The sequence below is a fragment of the Anaerotignum neopropionicum genome (genome assembly GCF_001571775.1).
Classification (GTDB): domain Bacteria; phylum Bacillota; class Clostridia; order Lachnospirales; family Anaerotignaceae; genus Chakrabartyella; species Chakrabartyella neopropionicum.
This window is the reverse complement of record NZ_LRVM01000001.1, coordinates 179,628-197,634: the sequence shown is the minus strand read 5'-3', so window position 1 is coordinate 197,634 and position 18,007 is coordinate 179,628. Positions and strand designations below refer to the sequence as shown.

At 41.7% G+C, this 18,007-nt stretch carries 19 protein-coding genes and 1 riboswitch; of the genes, 14 read left to right on the top strand and 5 right to left on the bottom strand.

The window, feature by feature from the left end:
• Positions 1-40: 40 nt before the first annotated feature.
• Together CLNEO_RS01015 and CLNEO_RS01010 are read right to left on the bottom strand one after the other, a co-directional pair.
• Complete coding sequence (locus tag CLNEO_RS01015) at positions 41-2,182, bottom strand: Tex family protein (protein ID WP_066083574.1); 2,142 nt, start codon at positions 2,180-2,182, stop codon at positions 41-43.
• A gap of 204 nt (positions 2,183-2,386) precedes the next feature.
• On the bottom strand, positions 2,387-3,430 hold the full coding sequence (locus CLNEO_RS01010) for an MBL fold metallo-hydrolase (RefSeq protein ID WP_066083573.1): 1,044 nt from the start codon (positions 3,428-3,430) through the stop codon (positions 2,387-2,389).
• Positions 3,431-3,603: 173 nt separating this feature from the next.
• Between CLNEO_RS01010 and CLNEO_RS01005 the strand changes: the two genes are divergently transcribed.
• The 14 genes from CLNEO_RS01005 (at position 3,604) to CLNEO_RS00940 (ending at position 14,662) form a co-directional block, all read left to right on the top strand.
• Positions 3,604-3,804 (top strand): helix-turn-helix transcriptional regulator, encoded by a 201-nt coding sequence (locus tag CLNEO_RS01005; protein ID WP_066083571.1) that lies wholly within the window; start codon positions 3,604-3,606, stop codon positions 3,802-3,804.
• 70 nt (positions 3,805-3,874) lie between these two features.
• On the top strand, positions 3,875-4,264 hold the full coding sequence (locus CLNEO_RS01000; protein ID WP_330382549.1) for a DUF6773 family protein: 390 nt from the start codon (positions 3,875-3,877) through the stop codon (positions 4,262-4,264).
• A 33-nt stretch (positions 4,265-4,297) separates the two neighbouring features.
• Entirely contained in the window at positions 4,298-4,738 is a 441-nt protein-coding gene (locus CLNEO_RS00995; protein WP_083531785.1) for a DUF6773 family protein, read from the top strand.
• A 157-nt stretch (positions 4,739-4,895) separates the two neighbouring features.
• Positions 4,896-5,183, top strand: a complete 288-nt coding sequence (gene rpsF / locus CLNEO_RS00990) for a 30S ribosomal protein S6 (RefSeq protein ID WP_066084543.1) — start codon at positions 4,896-4,898, stop codon at positions 5,181-5,183.
• Positions 5,184-5,198: 15 nt separating this feature from the next.
• On the top strand, positions 5,199-5,630 hold the full coding sequence (locus CLNEO_RS00985; protein ID WP_066083568.1) for a single-stranded DNA-binding protein: 432 nt from the start codon (positions 5,199-5,201) through the stop codon (positions 5,628-5,630).
• 27 nt (positions 5,631-5,657) lie between these two features.
• On the top strand, positions 5,658-5,888 hold the full coding sequence (gene rpsR, locus CLNEO_RS00980) for a 30S ribosomal protein S18 (protein ID WP_066083567.1): 231 nt from the start codon (positions 5,658-5,660) through the stop codon (positions 5,886-5,888).
• A gap of 158 nt (positions 5,889-6,046) precedes the next feature.
• Positions 6,047-6,241 carry a hypothetical protein gene (locus CLNEO_RS00975; RefSeq protein WP_066083566.1) on the top strand — a complete coding sequence of 65 codons (195 nt, stop codon included), beginning with the start codon at positions 6,047-6,049 and terminating at the stop codon, positions 6,239-6,241.
• A 99-nt stretch (positions 6,242-6,340) separates the two neighbouring features.
• A riboswitch (FMN riboswitch) is annotated at positions 6,341-6,453 on the top strand.
• A gap of 176 nt (positions 6,454-6,629) precedes the next feature.
• A complete protein-coding gene (locus CLNEO_RS00970; RefSeq protein WP_242864136.1) occupies positions 6,630-7,214 on the top strand; it encodes an ECF transporter S component in 585 nt (194 codons plus the stop codon).
• Between the two features lie 201 nt (positions 7,215-7,415).
• On the top strand, positions 7,416-8,489 hold the full coding sequence (locus CLNEO_RS00965) for a D-alanine--D-alanine ligase family protein (RefSeq protein WP_066083564.1): 1,074 nt from the start codon (positions 7,416-7,418) through the stop codon (positions 8,487-8,489).
• 18 nt (positions 8,490-8,507) lie between these two features.
• A complete protein-coding gene (murI, locus tag CLNEO_RS00960) occupies positions 8,508-9,311 on the top strand; it encodes a glutamate racemase (RefSeq protein WP_066083562.1) in 804 nt (267 codons plus the stop codon).
• Between the two features lie 126 nt (positions 9,312-9,437).
• Complete coding sequence (locus tag CLNEO_RS00955) at positions 9,438-10,541, top strand: HD-GYP domain-containing protein (RefSeq protein WP_066083561.1); 1,104 nt, start codon at positions 9,438-9,440, stop codon at positions 10,539-10,541.
• Between the two features lie 616 nt (positions 10,542-11,157).
• Positions 11,158-11,475 (top strand): thioredoxin, encoded by a 318-nt coding sequence (trxA, locus tag CLNEO_RS00950; protein ID WP_066083559.1) that lies wholly within the window; start codon positions 11,158-11,160, stop codon positions 11,473-11,475.
• A gap of 665 nt (positions 11,476-12,140) precedes the next feature.
• Positions 12,141-13,667 (top strand): L-lactate permease, encoded by a 1,527-nt coding sequence (locus tag CLNEO_RS00945; RefSeq protein WP_066083558.1) that lies wholly within the window; start codon positions 12,141-12,143, stop codon positions 13,665-13,667.
• A gap of 53 nt (positions 13,668-13,720) precedes the next feature.
• Complete coding sequence (locus CLNEO_RS00940) at positions 13,721-14,662, top strand: L-lactate dehydrogenase (RefSeq protein ID WP_066083557.1); 942 nt, start codon at positions 13,721-13,723, stop codon at positions 14,660-14,662.
• A gap of 881 nt (positions 14,663-15,543) precedes the next feature.
• Here CLNEO_RS00940 and CLNEO_RS00935 read toward each other — a convergent pair.
• The 3 genes from CLNEO_RS00935 to CLNEO_RS00925 all read right to left on the bottom strand — a co-directional run bounded on the left by CLNEO_RS00935 (position 15,544) and on the right by CLNEO_RS00925 (position 17,960).
• Positions 15,544-16,743 carry a vWA domain-containing protein gene (locus CLNEO_RS00935; protein WP_066083555.1) on the bottom strand — a complete coding sequence of 400 codons (1,200 nt, stop codon included), beginning with the start codon at positions 16,741-16,743 and terminating at the stop codon, positions 15,544-15,546.
• Positions 16,744-16,759: 16 nt separating this feature from the next.
• A complete protein-coding gene (locus tag CLNEO_RS00930) occupies positions 16,760-17,572 on the bottom strand; it encodes an AAA family ATPase (protein WP_066083553.1) in 813 nt (270 codons plus the stop codon).
• A 127-nt stretch (positions 17,573-17,699) separates the two neighbouring features.
• A complete protein-coding gene (locus CLNEO_RS00925; protein ID WP_066083551.1) occupies positions 17,700-17,960 on the bottom strand; it encodes an AbrB/MazE/SpoVT family DNA-binding domain-containing protein in 261 nt (86 codons plus the stop codon).
• Between the last annotated feature and the right edge of the window lie 47 nt (positions 17,961-18,007).

Genomic DNA, 18,007 nt, shown 5'->3' with positions numbered 1-18,007 from the left:
GTCTTGACCTTAGCGTCTTGACCTTAGCGTCTTGACCTTTTTACTCCACGTTTTTCATGGTCAAAGAAATTCTCTTTTTCTCAATATCAACGGAAAGCACCTTAACCTTTACTGCATCCCCCAGCTTGACGGCCTCTAATGGGTGCTTGATGAAGCGGTTGCAGATTTGGGAAATGTGCACCAAGCCATCTTGATGCACGCCAATGTCCACAAATACGCCAAAATCAATGACATTGCGTACTGTTCCCGTTAAAACCATGCCTTCTTGTAAATCCTCCATGGAAAGAACATCGCTGCGTAAAATGGGGGCAGGTGCATCCTCACGGGGGTCACGCCCCGGCTTTTCCAGCTCCTTGATAATGTCTTGTAAGGTGGGAACACCAATCCCTAGGGTTTCCGCTATTTTTTCAGGGGACGTAATTTTTTTGTCAAGACCTTTTACCTGTTTTTTTGCCACATCCTCTAAGGTATAGCCGCAAGCTTGTAGAAGCTTTTCCGCCGCCGAATAGCTTTCGGGATGCACTCCGGTATGATCTAACGCCATGGTGCTTTCGGGAATGCGCAAAAAGCCGGCACATTGCAAAAATGCCTTGGGGCCTAATTTTGGCACCTTTAATAATTCCTTTCGGCTTTTAAATTTTCCGTTTTCTTCCCGATACAATAATATATTTTTTGCAACGGTGCTGTTAATGCCTGCAACGTAGGAAAGGAGAGAGGGGCTGGCGGTATTTAAATCCACACCCACGCTGTTTACGCAATCCTCCACCACGCCGCCTAAGGCCTCACCAAGACGTTTTTGGTTCATATCATGCTGATATTGACCCACCCCAATGGATTTGGGATCGATTTTTACCAGCTCCGCCAAGGGGTCCTGTATTCTTCTGCCAATGGAAACGGCACTGCGCAAGGATACGTCATACTGGGGGAATTCCTCTGCACCCAGCTTTGATGCGGAATAAACAGAAGCACCTGCTTCGTTGGCAATGATATATTGCACCCTTCGATCTAAGCTTTTTAGCACCTCGGCAACAAATTGCTCCGATTCTCTGGAGGCTGTGCCGTTACCAATGGAAATCAGTTCTACACCGTAGGATTCAATGAGTCGTTTTAAGGTTTTTTCCGCCTCTGCCCTTTTGTTTTGGGGCGGTGTGGGGTAAATGACTGCGGTTTCCAAGGGTTTCCCCGTTTCGTCAATGACGGCAAGCTTACAGCCGGTTCGAAAAGCGGGGTCTAACGCCAATACCACCTTGCCTGCAATGGGGGGCTGTAATAAAAGCTGCTTTAAATTCTCACGAAAAACACCTAATGCCGATTCCTCTGCTTTTTCCGTGAAATCGTTGCGAAGCTCTCGTTCCAAGGAGGGGGCAATCAGACGTTTATAGCTGTCCTCTATGACCTCTTGGAGAATTTCTGCGGTGTGGCTGTTTTTCTTGATAATGGCCCGCCCCATTTTTTCAAAAAGCCTTTCGTCCTCCCCTTGAATTTTTACTGAAAGAAAACCTTCCTTTTCGCCACGGTTGATGGCTAAAATGCGGTGGCCAACAATGGTTTTCAGCGGTTCGCTGTAATCATAATACATCTCGTAAACGGACGGCTCGTCCTTGGTTTTTTGTGCCAACAAAAGACTGTTTTTCAACCATTCCTCTCGGAGTAGCTGTCGGATATTTGCATCGTCGGAAAGCTGTTCTGCTAAAATATCCTTTGCACCCTCTAAGGCTTCCCCAACAGAGGCAACCCCGTTTTCCTCATCCACAAAAAGAGTGGCATATTCCGCTAGGGGTGTCAATAAAACCTGACCCCATATCATTTCTGCCAAAGGGGAAAGCCCTTTTTCCTTGGCGATGGAGGCTCTGGTGCGGCGTTTGGGGCGGAAGGGGCGGTAAATATCGTCAATTTCCGTTTGGGTCATGGCCCTATCCAGTTTTTTCTCTAATTCCTCGCTAAGCATGCCCTGCTCTGCGATAGAGGAACGCACCTGTTCCCTTTTTTCCTCTAAATTTCTGAGGGCGGCCAGACGGTCGGCAAGGACACGAATCACCTGATCGTCTAGGGAGCCTGTCATTTCCTTGCGGTAGCGGGCGATAAAGGGTACTGTGTTGCCTTCATCCAAAAGGGTAACCGTATTTTCAACTTGAAAAGTTTTAATATTAAGTTCTTCCTGTAATCGTTTTAAAATATCCATTTTTATGCCATCCTTTATTTTTGTAATTTTTGAAAAGAGCTCGGTTTTGAAGCTTTTTCAAAGTAACAGAGGAAAAAGCCCAATTGCTTTTTAAAAAAAGCAAGCCCAAAAACTTTTACAGAACCCGCATATTATGCGGGCTGAGATGGGGCAAGGGTGAAACCCTTGTGGGTGTTTGAGGGAAAAGGCCTCAAGGTTTTGACTTTATTTTTCATAAGCAAGCCAAAGCCTGTTCAATTTCTCCTTGCATCTTTCAGTGGTATCCGTTAAGGTGTAGCCGAAAAAATCCCCTTCTGTTTTTTCCATCAAACCACGCTTAATTAAATAATCCAAATGGGACATGGTTTCTCCCACGGCAAACCAACGCTGGGAGAGGGGAAATTCTTCCCAAGTTTTGCCCCGCATTGACCATTTTAAGCAAGAACCGATTTGTGTTGCATGAGCATTAGGAAATTTTCCCACGGCATCAATGGTTTCTTCCAAGCGTATTAAGTGATGATGAATAATTTCCTCAATGCGCACATAAACGTCCATCTCGTTTTTTCTGTGAGCAGGCAAAGCGGTTTTCATATCAAAAGCACGAATTTTTACTAAGCTGTCCAAATAATCCCCCAAGGAGTCCTCAATGCCCACCCAAGCGGTGATATTTGGCGTAATATCAAATAAAATATGGTCAGCGGAAAGCATCAGCTTTTCCTCGGGCAGATACAGACAGGTTTGCCCCGGCGTGTGTCCCGGAACAAATACACACTGAAATGTATATGAACCCACTTGAATGGCGTCCCCATCTCCCACAATTTCTGCATCAAAATAATAATCGGGCTCAAAGCCTCTGGCAGGGTTTTCGTCTTTTAGCCAAAGCACCTGTTCCTCTGTAAAGCCCTCTTTTCGGTAAAGCATATCATACGTGTCCCAACGGTTTCCGTTTAAAATCCAGCCTAAATATTCATAATCCTTTTGGCTCATGAAAATTTTCCCCGGCTTTTCATGCATCACCCCAGGGGCAAGACCGGAGTGGTCGGAATGCAAATGTGTCAAGAACATATTCGTTTTTCCCCAATCCACATTCAGCTCCCGCAAGCCCTCAAGTAAGGCCTCCTTGCACTCGGGACGGTTAAAGCCCGTATCAATGATCAGACTTTCTTCGCCATCTTGCACCACATAGCAATTTAGGTTTTTCAAGGGATTGTTGGGCAGGGGGACATCTATTTTATAAATGTTTGGAGTTTCATAAACCTTTGTAATCATCTCATTTTCCTTTCTTCCTTTGTTTTTTTATCTATATATTATATAGGGAAAGAGAACTTAACACAAGTTGGATTGCAAAAAGTAAAATATTATATTTTTTATGCAATATATAGTTGACATATAGGAAAATATATTGTATAACTAAAGTACAGCAGCGGAAAGGAAGTGGAGGTATGAAAAACTTAAGGATAAAGTCGGCAAGGGCGGCCTTAGACCTTTCTCAGGATGAGCTTGCCCAAAGGGTGGGTGTAACAAGGCAGACCATTGGAATGATTGAAGCGGGGAAATATAACCCTACCTTAAATTTATGCATCGCCCTTTGCAAGGCGTTAGGGAAAACGTTGGATGAACTTTTTTGGGAAGCAGAAAATTAAAAATAGGAGGTTATATTATGTTAGCGCAAAGAAAATTTGATGATGAACGTCTGGAAAACGCGAAAAAAAAATTGCAACAGAGTGGTTTATAGGAATTTATTATTTCTGCTTAATTTCAATTATAGCGAAGTTCGTTATCTTTGATTTAAGCTTTAGCCAATGTAGCACAGAATTTTTTTTGATATTGTTAACGCCTTTGTATTTTTACATTCGCCCAAGGCAAATGGGGTTTGCATTTTCTGAAGATAAGAGATGCAATAAAAGAATAATCATCACATTGGTTTTTATTGCCACTGCGTGGGTGGCTTTGGCAGGATGGGTAGATGGTATTCATGGCGCGGTTAATTGGATAGCAACCTTGCTTGTCTATGGTTTTATCGCCGTTGCAGTTGGGGGGGTTATTGTCCCGGCAGAGAAAGAGCGTAAGAAAAAGATTGAGGAGCAATGGAGCGATGACTGAATTTTAAAAAAAAGAAAATAGGAGGTTTTTAGTATGAAAATTAGGGATGAAAGAGTAGAACAAAACAAAAACAAAATATTAGCAGAGTTGATGCGGTTAGTGTGTTTTTTTGTTGTCATATCCTTTGTTGTGAAATCACTGTATTTTAAAATGGATTTATCTCAGTGTATCACGGAATATGTGATTATAATTTTTGCACCCATTTATCAAATGGTGCGCAGCCGACAGCTTGGGGTGGTGCTTACGACCAACCTTCGGGAGCAGTTGAATCCCAAGAGAAATATTATAATGGCAATTTTGGGTGTGGTAGTATTCTTTTTCATTTGGTTTACCAGTGGGAGACAGGTAACGAAAGAATTTGCATTTTGGTATATTGCAACCTTCCTTGTAGCATTTTTTCTGATTCGGGTTGTTTTTGTCCGTTCTGAGGAGGGCAGAATAAAAAAGTTGGAAAAAGAATTTGAGGATGATTGAAAAAATCTTCCAAATAATAAGAAATGTTTCAAAAAGCCTTGCAGAAGCAGGGCTTTTGTGTTATTTTATTTTAGTGTCGGTAATTATGCCGACCTGTAAAAAATCCTTGTTCTCCCGTAAAAGGAGAGCCATATGTCCAAAAGGAGGTGTAACATATATGAACAAGTACGAATTAGCTATGATTTTAAGTCCCGTACTGGACGAAGAAGGCAGAGTAGAAGAAGTAGCAAAAATTCAGGCTACTTTGGAAAGATTTGGTGCGAAAATCGAAAAGGTTGATGATTGGGGCAAAAGAAAGCTCGCTTACGAAATTAAAAAAGTAAACGAAGGTTTCTACAGCTTCACAGCATTCGAAGCTCCCGCTGATGCTCCCGCAGAAATTGAATCTCGTATGCGTATTATGGAAAACGTTTTGCGTTATCTCATTATCCGTAAAGAGGCGTAAGAAGGAGGGAATCCTATGAACAAAGTGATCCTAATGGGCCGATTGACCAAAGATCCTGAGGTAAGATATTCTCAGGGAAATGAACCTTTGGCCGTAGCAAGATACACTTTGGCGGTGAACCGCCGCTTCAAGCGTCAAGGCGAGCCCGAGGCCGATTTTATCAATTGTGTTTCTTTTGGTAAAACAGGTGAATTCGCGGAAAAATACTTCAAAAAAGGTCAAATGGTTAGCGTTGTCGGTAGACTCCAGGTTCGTTCCTGGGACGATAACGAGGGTAAAAAACGATGGAGCACAGACGTTGTGGTTGAAGAACAGTTCTTTGCGGAAAGCAAGGCGTCCTTCGAAGGTCATAAGGCCGAAACGCCTGCCGCACCAAAGCAAACAGCCCGTGATGATGGTTTCTACCCAATTGATGAGAGCATCGAAGATGACGATTTGCCCTTCTAAAATCCAGTAAAGAAGGAGGACTTAAACATGATTCAGAAAAGACGTGGTCGTAGAAGAAAACGCGTTTGCCAATGTTGTGCTGATAAAATAGCAACAGTGGATTATAAAGATGTAAACAAGCTGAGAAGATATATATCTGAAAGAGGCAAAATTCTTCCCAGAAGAATTACAGGCAATTGTGCAAAGCATCAAAGAGCGTTGACAACAGGAATTAAAAGAGCAAGACATATGTGCCTGATGCCTTATACACAGGACTAAAAAATATAAAAAAGACGGTTCTCCGTCTTTTTTTGTTGTTTAAAAAAATTTGAATTTTAAAGAATCCTTTACAATCATCAAAAAATTACATAATATAAGAATATTAATGGCAATTGAAATTTGAATACCAACAGCGGCATCAAAAAGGAGGTTGGTCAGTGGTGATATTATTTGCATTTTTAAGTGGGTCGGCGCGGCAAATTGAAGAAATGCCCCAGGTTTTGCCTTTGCTTTTAGGTTTTTTGGTGGCTTTGTTTCTTTTAAACCTGGGAATAAGCTTGATTAGAAAAAAAGCTGGCAGGGATAACAAAAAAGAGGCCGCTTCTCCAGAGAAAAAACAGCTGAAACCATAAATTTCTAGGACGAATTTGGCGAAATATACAGAAAAAACTTGTGGTTTTTTGTTGACAATGGTTTCACAAGGCTTTATAATGAATCTGTAATTAAATATTGAAATTCTTCAGGGCAGGGTGAAATTCCCGATCGGCGGTAAAGTCCGCGAGCGTAAGCAGGATTTGGTGAAAGTCCAAAACCGACAGTATAGTCTGGATGGAAGAAGAATAAAAGTTTGATGTTTTTTTCGTGGAAAAATCATTTTTTTCTGCGAGCATGCGTCGGCCTTTATTTTGCTTGTTTAGCCTGAAGATTTTCAGGCTTTTTCTTTTGCAAAAAGAAAAAGTTCGCTTTTATACCTTGGCGATCAGCCTGAAAATTTTAGACGGAAAATGGAGGAGAAAGTAAATGGAAAATATATCTACAAAAGTAACAATGACGGGGGACAAGAAAAAAATGTCCACAAGAATTATGGTATCTTTGGCAATGCTAGCGGCAATTTCTGTTGTATTGGTGGCGGTGATTCACTTTCCACTGATTCCCGCGGCAGCCTTTTTAGAGTATGACCCGGCGGATATTCCTATTTTGATTGGTGCGTTTGCCTTTGGGCCTGTGGCAGGCTTATTGCTTGCAATTGTTGTTTCTGTGATTCAGGGTATTACCGTAAGTGCTGCCAGCGGCCCTATCGGCATTGTAATGCATATTTTTGCAACGGGTGCCTGTGCCTTTGTTGCCGGCAGTATTTACAAGAGAAATAAAACCAGAAAAAATGCGGTGATTGCGTTAATCGCCGGCGCTTTGGTGCAGACGGTTGCCATGGTTATCATGAACATGATCTTTACACCTTTATTTATGAATGTTCCCTTAGAAAAGGTAATTGGGATGTTGGTTCCCATCATTATTCCCTTTAATTTATTAAAAGCAGGTATTAATTGTACAATGACATTTTTCCTGTATAAATCCATTTCCCATCTGATAAAGGGAAATGCATGATTGAAGGCTACGTTTATTACTAAGTCCCTTCCAAGAAATTTTAAGAGGCGTTCCCTTGATGTAACACAAGGGGACGCTTTTTTTTTATGGTGTTTCAGACAAAAAAACATTTTATTTATTTTTTTATTGTCACAGAAAGACAGATTGCATATAATGGTACTAATTGGACTCAGCTTTTAGGAGCGGAAAAGAGGTTTTTATATGAACAGAAAAACAGTAATCGTTTTATTCGGTGGGCAGTCATCGGAGCATGAGGTTTCCAGAATGTCTGCAACAACCATGCTAAATGCATTGGATAGTCAGAAATATCAGGTCATCCCCGTAGGCATTACAAAAGAGGGGCAATGGCTTATTTATACAGGTCCAACAGAACACATTAGCACAGGGCAGTGGGAAAAATATGCAACGCCTGCAATTTTAAGCCCTGATGCAAAACAGAAGGCTCTTTTGAAAATTGTGAACGGACATGTGAAGGTGATCCCTGTTGATGTGGTAATTCCTGCACTCCACGGTTCATGGGGGGAGGATGGAACAATCCAGGGTCTTTTGGAAATGGCTCGTATTCCTTATGTTGGCTGTGGTGTTTTAGCCTCATCCGTTTCCATGGATAAGGTTTTTACAAAGCTGATTGCAAAAAATTACGGGATTCCTCAGGCAAAATATATTTGGTTTTACAAGGATGAATTTGACCAAATGGATAAGCTCATAGAACGAGTGGAAAAGAAATTAGGCTTTCCCTGCTTTGTGAAGCCGGCCAATACAGGCTCATCCGTGGGGATTAGCAAGGCAAAGAATAAGGCTGATCTGGAAAAGGCATTGCTGCTAGCGGCTGGATATGACAGAAAAATTATTGTGGAGGAGGCTATTGCGGGTAGGGAGTTCGAATGCTCCGTCCTTGGCAATGAAGAACCCCTGGTAAGCGGTGTGGGCGAGGTTTTATCCGCCGCAGAATTTTATGATTATGACGCAAAATACAATAACAGCGAATCTCGCACGGTGATCCCTGCCCCCATTACGGAGGAAGAGGAGAAAACCATACGGAAAATTGCGGCAAAAATATTTCAGGCCGTGGACGGCAGTGGCTTAGCTCGGGTGGATTTTTTCATGGAAGAGGAAACAGGGCGTGTTTTGTTTAACGAAATCAACACCATGCCCGGCTTTACCGCCATTAGCATGTATCCTATGCTGTGGGAGGAAGCAGGGCTGAAGAAAGCGGAACTGATGGATCGCTTGGTTGAATTGGCGCTTTTGCGTGACAATGGAATCCGAGGCTGAAAAGAAAGAAGGAACCTTATGGATAAAAGACCGATTGGTATATTTGATTCAGGAGTGGGTGGCTTGACGGTTGTAAAACAGGTCATGAAGGTCATGCCTCATGAAAATATCGTTTATTTTGGCGATACGGCACGCTTGCCCTATGGCAGTAAGTCAAAAGAGGCGGTCACAAAATTTTCCAAGCAAAATGTACGTTTTTTACTGACCAAGGAAGTAAAAGCAATTATTGTTGCCTGTAATACAGCCAGCTCCAACAGTTTGGAGGAGCTGCATAAAGCTTTTGATGTGCCTATTTTTGGTGTGGTGGATGCAGGCGTGGCGGAAGCCCTCCGTACCACACAAAACAAAAAAATTGGTGTGATTGGTACAGCGGGGACGGTGCGGTCTAGGGCTTATGAGAAAATGATCCTCAGGCAGGAGGCTACAATGGAGGTGTTTTCCAAGGCATGCCCTCTTTTTGTGCCCTTGGCCGAGGAGGGCTGGACAGAAAATGAAGTGGCTCGGCTGACGGCGGAAAACTATCTGGAGGGGCTGTTGGCAAAGGGGATTGATTCCTTGGTTTTAGGATGTACACATTATCCACTGCTGAAGCGATGCATTGGAACGGTGGTGGGGGAAAATGTAAAGCTGGTTGATCCTGCAAAGGCAACGGCTAAGCAGGTGAAGCTTTTTTTGCAGGAAAAAGGGATAACAAACCTTGAGGAAAAAACGGGGGAAAGAACCTTTTACTTAAGCGATTATACAGACATGTTTTATTCAATTTGCCAAAAGGCGTTAAAACAGGGGTATCATCCAGAGATTATGGATATTGAACAGTTTTAAATATCCTTGAAGCGGGATTTTTTTAAAGGCTTCAAGATACATTATTCCTTGTATTTGTACAAATGAGATTGTCAACAAATTTTGGAGCGTTTTTGAAAAACAAAATTTGCTACAGGAGGAAGGAACATGGCGCTAAATAAAAATAAAGAACTGCTGGTCGTTGATGATGTTGAGGTAAACCGTGTCATCCTTCGTGAAATTTTTCAAGAGGATTATACAGTCTTGGAGGCCCAAAACGGCTTGGAGGCCTTGGCGATTATTGATGACCATGGCGAAAACCTGGCTGCGGTATTGTTGGATATTGTTATGCCGGTAATGGATGGGTTTGGTGTTTTGGAGGCTTTGCAGGAAAGGGATTTCATAAAAAAAGTCCCTATTTTTTTAATTACGGCGGAATGTTCAGAAGAAGTGACATTGCGTGGCTTTGAATTAGGGGTTATGGATGTGATTGAACGGCCCATTGTTGCCCATATTGTGAAGAAGCGCATGGAGAGCATTATTGAGCTGTGTATGATGCGCAATCAGTTAAACAATCAGGTTTCACTCCAGGAAAAGAAGCTGGTGGAAAAGGCAAGGGAAATTCAAGAGTTAAACAATGCCATGATTAGTGCATTGGCCACTGCCATTGAGTTTCGTGATTGTGAAAGCGGAGAGCATGTAAAAAGAATTCAGGATTTAACACTGTTTCTTTTGAAAAAAACAAGCTTTGGCAAAGGACTGCGTGAACAGGAAATCGAAAAAATTGCAACAGCTGCCATCATGCATGACGTGGGGAAAATTGCAATTCCCGATTATATTTTGAATAAGCCGGGGAAATTGACGACGGAGGAATTTGAAATTATGAAGACCCATACTGTGCGCGGCTGCGACCTTTTGGATCAGATTCCTACCATCCATCACAATTCTGTGTATCGTTATGCCTACGATATTTGCAGGCATCATCACGAACGATGGGACGGCAAGGGCTATCCCGATGGCTTAAAGGGAGATGAAATTTCATTATGGGCTCAAATTGTTGCCCTGGCGGATGTGTATGATGCGTTAACCAGTGAAAGGGTTTATAAACCGCCCTATACCCACGAAAAGGCAATTGAAATGATTTCCAATGGGGAATGCGGAACCTTTAACCCCATATTAATTCAAGAATTCCGTAGATTTTCCGAAGAGATAGAGGGATTGGTTTATCCAAGGCAAGGTGGGTGTAGAGATGGAGGAAGCAAAAAAAAATAAAACTGCAATTTGTTGCTGTAAACCTGTATAAAGGTGTAAAACAGTTTTTGAATAAGGAAGTTTTATATGAGAAATTTTTATTTCGATTTCCTTGGGATTCGAATATGCAAATACTTAGAGCGGCATAGGCGGTGGAAGAAAAGCAGGCGGCTTTTTACGCAACACATACATTATTGGGGGCGTAGCGGCAAATTTATCAATGGAGTGGTTTTATGAGGTGTTGTATCCCCTTACGCAGGCACTCCGCCAGAAAAACATTGCTTTGGCAAAATGCCATATGCCATCTGTGGAGAAGGCATATGTTTTTATATTGGAAGCACTAAAATAAATAGGAAAAGAGGGTATTCCGCAAGGCATTTTATGTCTTTTGGAATACCCTCTTTTAAGGGGAAGAAGTAGAAAGAATGTTATTATATGGGGGAGAATAACATCCTCGTTATTCAGTATTGCCTGTTTCTATTGGAAATATTCCTATAGTAAAAGGAAAAATTAAGCCAAATAATAATAATTATTATTTAGTAAAATCTATTGATTTCTTCCGAGATCTGTGTTATACTCAAAAAAAAAGAATAGAAGCAAATTGGATTGGATAAAATCAAATAAGGAGGAATGAAAAATGTTGCAAATTAAATCGGATAAATTTCAAAAAGAAGTGCTTGATAGTAATGTTCCTGTGTTAGTTGATTTTTCGGCTACATGGTGTGGCCCTTGTAAAATGATGGGGCCTGTTTTGGAACAGCTCTCCGCGGAATATGAAGGTAAGGCAAAGGTATTTAAGGTTGATATTGATGAGTCAATGGATTTGGCGGAAAAGTATCAAATTATGAGCGTTCCCAATATGTTGATTTTTAAGGATGGAAAACCCGTTGACGCTGTGGTTGGGGTAACGCCTCCCGGCGTTTTGAAACAGAAGCTTGATAAGATTGTAAAATGATTCTAGGTAATACACTCCTCATAGGTATTTGTTTGGAAGCACCCCAAGACACCTGTCTTGGGGTGCTTTTCTGTGGTTTTGGAACGCATTTTATACATAAAAATCGTGTAGCAGGGGTCATTTTTTCACATAATTTGTATTTATTTAAGTACATAATTTGTAGAAAAAAATCAGGAAAAACAGCATACAAAATACAGTATTCTAAAATATTTTGAAATTTTGTATGTAAATAAATACATTTTAATAAAAAAGATTGGTGTTTTTGTCAATAGAGAAAATTTTATGTACAAAAACATATACAATTTTAAAAAAAGTGAAAAAAAGACAAAGTTGACACCTTTAAAATTACATGGTATTGTTTTCACAATCCATTTTTAAGAATAAAGCGAGGTTTTATCCATGAATTGTGTTGCAGATTTAACAACTCAATATGGTCTTGTGCTGATTATTAGCACTATCCTTCTGGTCCTTGTGGTGATTATTTTGACCAAAGAGAAGAATAGTGCTGATTGTCATGTGAGAAAAACCTCTGCAATATAAGAAATAAGAGCAAAAGGCTCTTGTGCAGAAAGAGGAAAGGACTTATGGCGATCGCTGTAAGTCCTTTTGTTTTAGAAATGGAACAACAACAACAAGCTTAAATAGCGAAAGAGGAGATGGTTATAATGGATTTTGTAATGGCACTTAGCCCCCTGGTATTAATTTTGGTAGGAATCGTTGTTCTCAAAAAGCCGGCGATGAAGGTAGCGCCCATAGGACTTGTATATATTATTATTTTGGCGTTTACATATTTCTCTCCTGGGGATGTCGTATTCAAGGATACGGTTACAATGATTGATGGTCTTTTATGGAAGGGCATTAAGGAAGGCTCTAAGATTGTTATGTTGGTTTTTTCTTCCTTCCTGCTGTTAAATTTAATGCAAAGATCGGGGGCTATGAAGCAGGTACAAAATACATTAGCCAATGTTACAAATGACCGCAGAGCTCAGTTAATTATTGTAGGGCTTATGGTACCCATCTTTTTGGAGGGTGCGGCAGGTGCGGGTTCTCCTGCGGCGATTGCGGCACCATTTTTGGTAGGCTTGGGCTTTAATCCCATTGTTGCCATTGTGGTTGCCCTTATTGGGGATGCCACACCTTGCTCTTGGGGCGGCGCAGGACTTACCACCATTACAGGCGGCGCCTATTTGGTTGACCAGGGCGTAAGCACTGCAGCGCTAAATTCCGCCATGGTTGGCAGAATTCATATGTTTGGCGTATTTGTAATTCCATTTTTAATTGTAATGATTGCTTTTGGCAAAAAAGGCTTTAAAGGCATTATTCCTTATCTGCTGTTTTCTGGAATTAGCACAGGCTGTATTATGTTTGCAATTTCCAATTTTGTGGGGCCGGAAGTTACAAGCTTAGGCACAGGGCTGTTATCCATCATTTGTTCCATCATCTTCTTAAAAGTTGTAAAGATTAAAACGCCTGAGGAGTTTCAATACAAAGGCGAAAATAAAGGGGAGAACGCCGGAGAACGCCGTTTTTCCTCCTTCCATGCCCTATCTCCTTATTTGGTGTTGGTAAGTGCGCTTCCCATTGTGCGCTATACCGTACCTTTTTCCATCCTTACAACCTTTGGCTATATTGTTTGGGTAGACGTTGTTGTTTTCCTTTGTGCCTGCATTGGCTGTGTTATTTTGGGCGTTAGCCTGGAGGGCTTCTTTGATACCATGGGCCAGACGATCAGGCGTGTGGTTCCCGTATTGGTTACTATGGGCTCTTTATTGACGGTTTCTTATATTATGCAAAACAGCCAGACGGGTATGATTCAAATCATTGCCACAACCATTGCCGATGCGGCAGGGCCCCTTTATCCTGCGGCGGCGGTTGCCATTGGTGCGGCAGGCTCCTTTATTACGGGCACAGGGGTTGGCTCAAACATTATGTTTGCACCCATGCATTTGAACGCAACAAATATGCTGGGGCTGAACCCCATTACTGTTTTTGCGGGACAAAATGCCGGCGGGTCTTTAGGCAACCTAATTTGCCCCAACAACGTTGTTGCAGCCTGTGCAACCGTTGGTGTCATTGGCAGGGAGGGCGAGGTTTTAAAGCGCACTTTGGCGGCATTTGCCGTTATTTTAACAATTTATATGATTTTGTGCATGGTTTATACCCATATACTTTTTACCGGTTTTGGATTATAATCATTCTATATTTGAATAAAACTAATATAATTTCTAACTAGGAGGTCTTTAGAATGAAAACAAGAAGTGTTGGTATCATTGGTGTTGGACATGTTGGTGCCCATTGTGCGTACAGCTTGGCGGTACAGGGCATTGTGGATGAATTGGTTTTGGTGGATATTAATGAGCAAAAAGCAATCAGCGAGTGCCAGGATTTAAGAGATAGCGTGGCATATCTGCCCCACAGAGTAGAGGTTCGCACCGGCGGCTATGCCGATGTAAAGGATTGTGACGTGGTTGTAATCAGCGTTGGTGTAATCACAAAGAGCAATAACCGTTTGGATGAATTGAATGTATCCATCGGCATGGTAAACAGCTTTGTAAAGCAGGTAGTGGATGCAGGCTTTGATGGTATTTTTGTTAACATAACAAACCCTTGTGATATTATTGCAAGACAGGTGCATAAGCTTTCCGGCTTCGATAAATCCCGTGTATTCGGCACAGGCACAGGCTTGGACAGCTCCCGCTTTAAAGCCGTTTTGGCAAGAGAAATGGGCATTGACCATAAATCCTTAGTGGCTTATACCATGGGCGAGCATGGAGATTCTCAGATGGCTCCTTGGTCACATGTAACGGTAAACGGCAAGCCTCTTCCAGAGCTTATGGAAAAAGATAAAAAATATGACGTAGATAAGGAAGCGGTTTTAACGGAAGCAATTAGAGGGGGCTGGGTAACCTTTGCAGGCAAGGGTTGCACAGAATATGGCATTGCCTCCACCCTTGCACGAATTGTAAACGTTATTTTCCACGATGAAAAGGCAGTTATGCCTTGCAGCACACAGTTAAACGGCGAATACGGACAGAATGACCTCTTCATCAGCACGCCTTGTGTCATTGGCAAGAATGGCGTTGAGGAAGTATATGAAATGAACCTTACTGAAGAAGAAATGGCAGCGTTCCATCACTCTTGCGATGTAATCCGCACCAATATTGGTTATATTAACGAGGAAGCATAATAAAATTTTGCAAGTCTCTGCTAAAAAAGCGTGGTATGTAAAAAATTGCAGCCTAATCTATAGTAAAACGCTTTTTTTCAGTGGTGATATTCCAACAACGATGTTTGCATAAAATTTCTTTGTAAAAAGCCTGTTTAGGGGAGTTCAGTTTGTTTTTCGTAAACCGGATCGTTATTTATTTTGCAAGGTTTTTCCGTGCTTGAAAGCTGCAGCGATACAATAAAAGGAAAAATTCGTACCTTATGGTACACCTCCCTCTACAATTTTCCATTTTATTGTGTTTGCTGGAGCAATCGAAAATGGTCAAAAGTCTTACGGGATAGTTGCGCTCAGGCTTATAAGAAGCAAGGGAAAAGAGGGGATAAAATCAAACCAAAATCCCTCCCGATTTTGGTTTGATCTAATCTGGGTATATGGAGGCGTAATTTGGTAAAACGAAACCGATGACATAGGGAACATGGGTATTGGGAACCATTTGAGCAGGCATAAATCATTACTTTTTTCCAAGGGCATAATATTGGGGTAAAATTGTAAAAAAAGCCTTTGGCAGAATTTTTTTAAGCAGCAAGCATTTCTCTAGTTTTTTATAAAGGAGAGGCTGTGTTTTTTGAAAAACAGAAAGGTTATATTTTCCTTAGGAAAGTTCATTGGGGAGGATAAAACTGTTTTCTGGGATTCATTTCAGCTTTAGAAAAGGGAATTTTGCGTATGACAAAGTTGATTTGGAAAGGCCCTTTTTGGGCAAGTAAGGGTGTTTATCGAAAAAAGATAGACACTCTTATTTTTTTTCCCGACTGTTTTTTGTCCGTTTTTAAGAAGTTTTTGGGCAACTTCCAAAAAAAGACTGTACCGGCAAAGAATGCCCATACAGCCAATTTAAACTATCTGGAAACCATAAGCTTTTTTAACGCAGTGTTTAAATCCTCCAGCGTTAAGCGGTACATATCAAAATCCTTGTGAATGATATCGTAGGTTTTTGCCCACCAGCCACCCCAGGTTGGACGCTCGGAGGGATTTAACCAAACAATATGAGGGTATTTTTCCTTGAAGCGCTGCAGCCATTCTAAGCCCGTAACCTGATCCCTTGCGCCATAGGAATAGTAGCTTGGGTCTAAAAGCTCGGAGGGCTCCATTTGGGCATCGCCAACGATAATAACCTTGTATTCACTGCTGATATTGTTTAAAATCCAATCTGTAGAAATGATGTTACTGGGCCGCAAATCCGCCTCGGTATAGATTTTGGAATAAATGCAGTTATGGAAATAAAATACCTGCAAATCCTTAAAATGGCTTGATTTGCTTACGGCCTGGAACAGTGCGCTGCAAAGGCGGCTGTAATATTCCATGGAACCGCCGCTATCCATCAGCAGTAAAACCTTAACCATATTTTTTCTGGGCTTTTCATAAACGATCTTTAAACTGCCTGCATTATCACAGGTTTCACGGATGGTTCCGTCAATGTCAAATTCTGTTCTTGTTTCCTCGGAACGAGAGGAAAACTGACGCAGCTTACGAAATGCTACTTGGAACTGACGGGTATCCAGGGTGTTATCTTGACGGAAGTCGCGGAATTTACGCTCTCCTGCAACTTGAAAAGCACGACGCTGGCCGCCTTGACCGCCAACGCGAATCCCTCGGGGGCTAAAGCCGCTGTTGCCAAAAACGGAAACACCACCTGTGCCAACCCAATAGCTGCCGCCGTTATGCTCCTCCTTTTGCTCCTCCAGCCGTTCTTGAAACATTTTCTGAATTTCAGCTTGGGAAATGCGCTCGTTTTCCATGGCGCGGGCCATATCAAACTCTTTTCCCGGCTTATCTTTAGGCTTTTCTAACCAGTCCAAAAGCTCCTGAGGCAATTCGTCGGTGGCAAATTCCATATCCTTAAAGAACTCAAGGAAAGCACCGTCAAATTTATCAAAGTCTGCCTCGCTTTTTACAAGAACACTGCGGCAAAGATAGTAAAAGCCTGTAAAGCTTGAGGCATGAAGCCCCTTATCCAATGCTTCCACCAAGGACATCCACTCGTTTAGGGAAACCTTAAGCCCTCTGGCGCGAAGCAGATAAAAAAATGAAGTAAACATATAGGCTCACCTGCTTTTACTTTAAATATCTTCTCATGGTGTCAATATCTTCGTTCTTTTTGAGCAATACTCCGGCAAAAGGTACCTTTGTTTTGATTTTTTCGGGATCAATTCCGCCAAGCACAAGGGCTTGAATCCAGTCGATTACCTCTGAGGTGCTGGGTTTTTTCTGGATATTATACAAATCCCTGATCCAATAGAAGGTGTCCATAACCTGTTGTAATAAATGCTCCTCAATATCTTGATAATGAACGGCGATGATTTCCCTCATCTGCTCCTCGTTGGGGAATTCAATGTAGTGGAAAATACAGCGGCGCAAAAAGGCATCGGGCAGCTCTTTTTCTGCATTTGAGGTAATAATTACAATGGGACGTTGCTTTGCCTTCACCGTTTCCTTTGTTTCCGGGATATAGAACTCCATTTTATCCAATTCCCAAAGCAAGTCGTTGGGGAATTCCAAATCCGCCTTATCAATTTCATCAATGAGCAAAATCACCTGCTCGTCCCCAGAAAAAGCCTCGCCCAGCTTCCCCAGCTTAACATATTTTTTGATATCATCTACACCTTCATTGCCAAACTGACTGTCGTAAAGACGCTGTACCACATCATAAACATAAAGGCCATCCTGTGCCTTTGTTGTGGATTTAATATTCCAAATTATCAGTTTCTTTCCCAATGCGGCGGAAATTGCTTCTGCCAGCATTGTTTTACCAGTACCCGGTTCACCCTTAATGAGCAATGGCTTTTGAAGCGCAATGGCAATATTAACAGAACGCATCAACTCGTCACTTGCAACATAATCCTTACTGCCTTGAAACGTTGTATTCATATAGTATCCACCTTTCGTTTGTCAAAAAATAATCACAATAGCTCTATTTTATGAGATGCAATACAGTTTTGTCAATAAAAATGCCGCTTTTCCTTAAAGAAAAGCGGCATTTTGGCTGTTTAACGAATTATTTCATCTCAAAGCCTGCAAGCTTTGCCAATTCTAAGATAGAAGCCTTAGAAACTTTTTTGCCCTTGTACTCGATAAGTTCCTCCATACTACCGGAGAAAATATCAGCGGGTTCGTATTTTTTAAGTACAATGGAATCTTCCTCCACAAAGATTTCCAAAGAATCCTTAATTTCGATTCCCATATTTCTGCGCAATTCGATAGGCAGTACAACTCTCCCCAATTCGTCAACTTTACGTACGATACCTGTAGATTTCATGTGTTTCACCTCTGGATTGTATTTTTTCATTAGCAGTCCCAAACAAA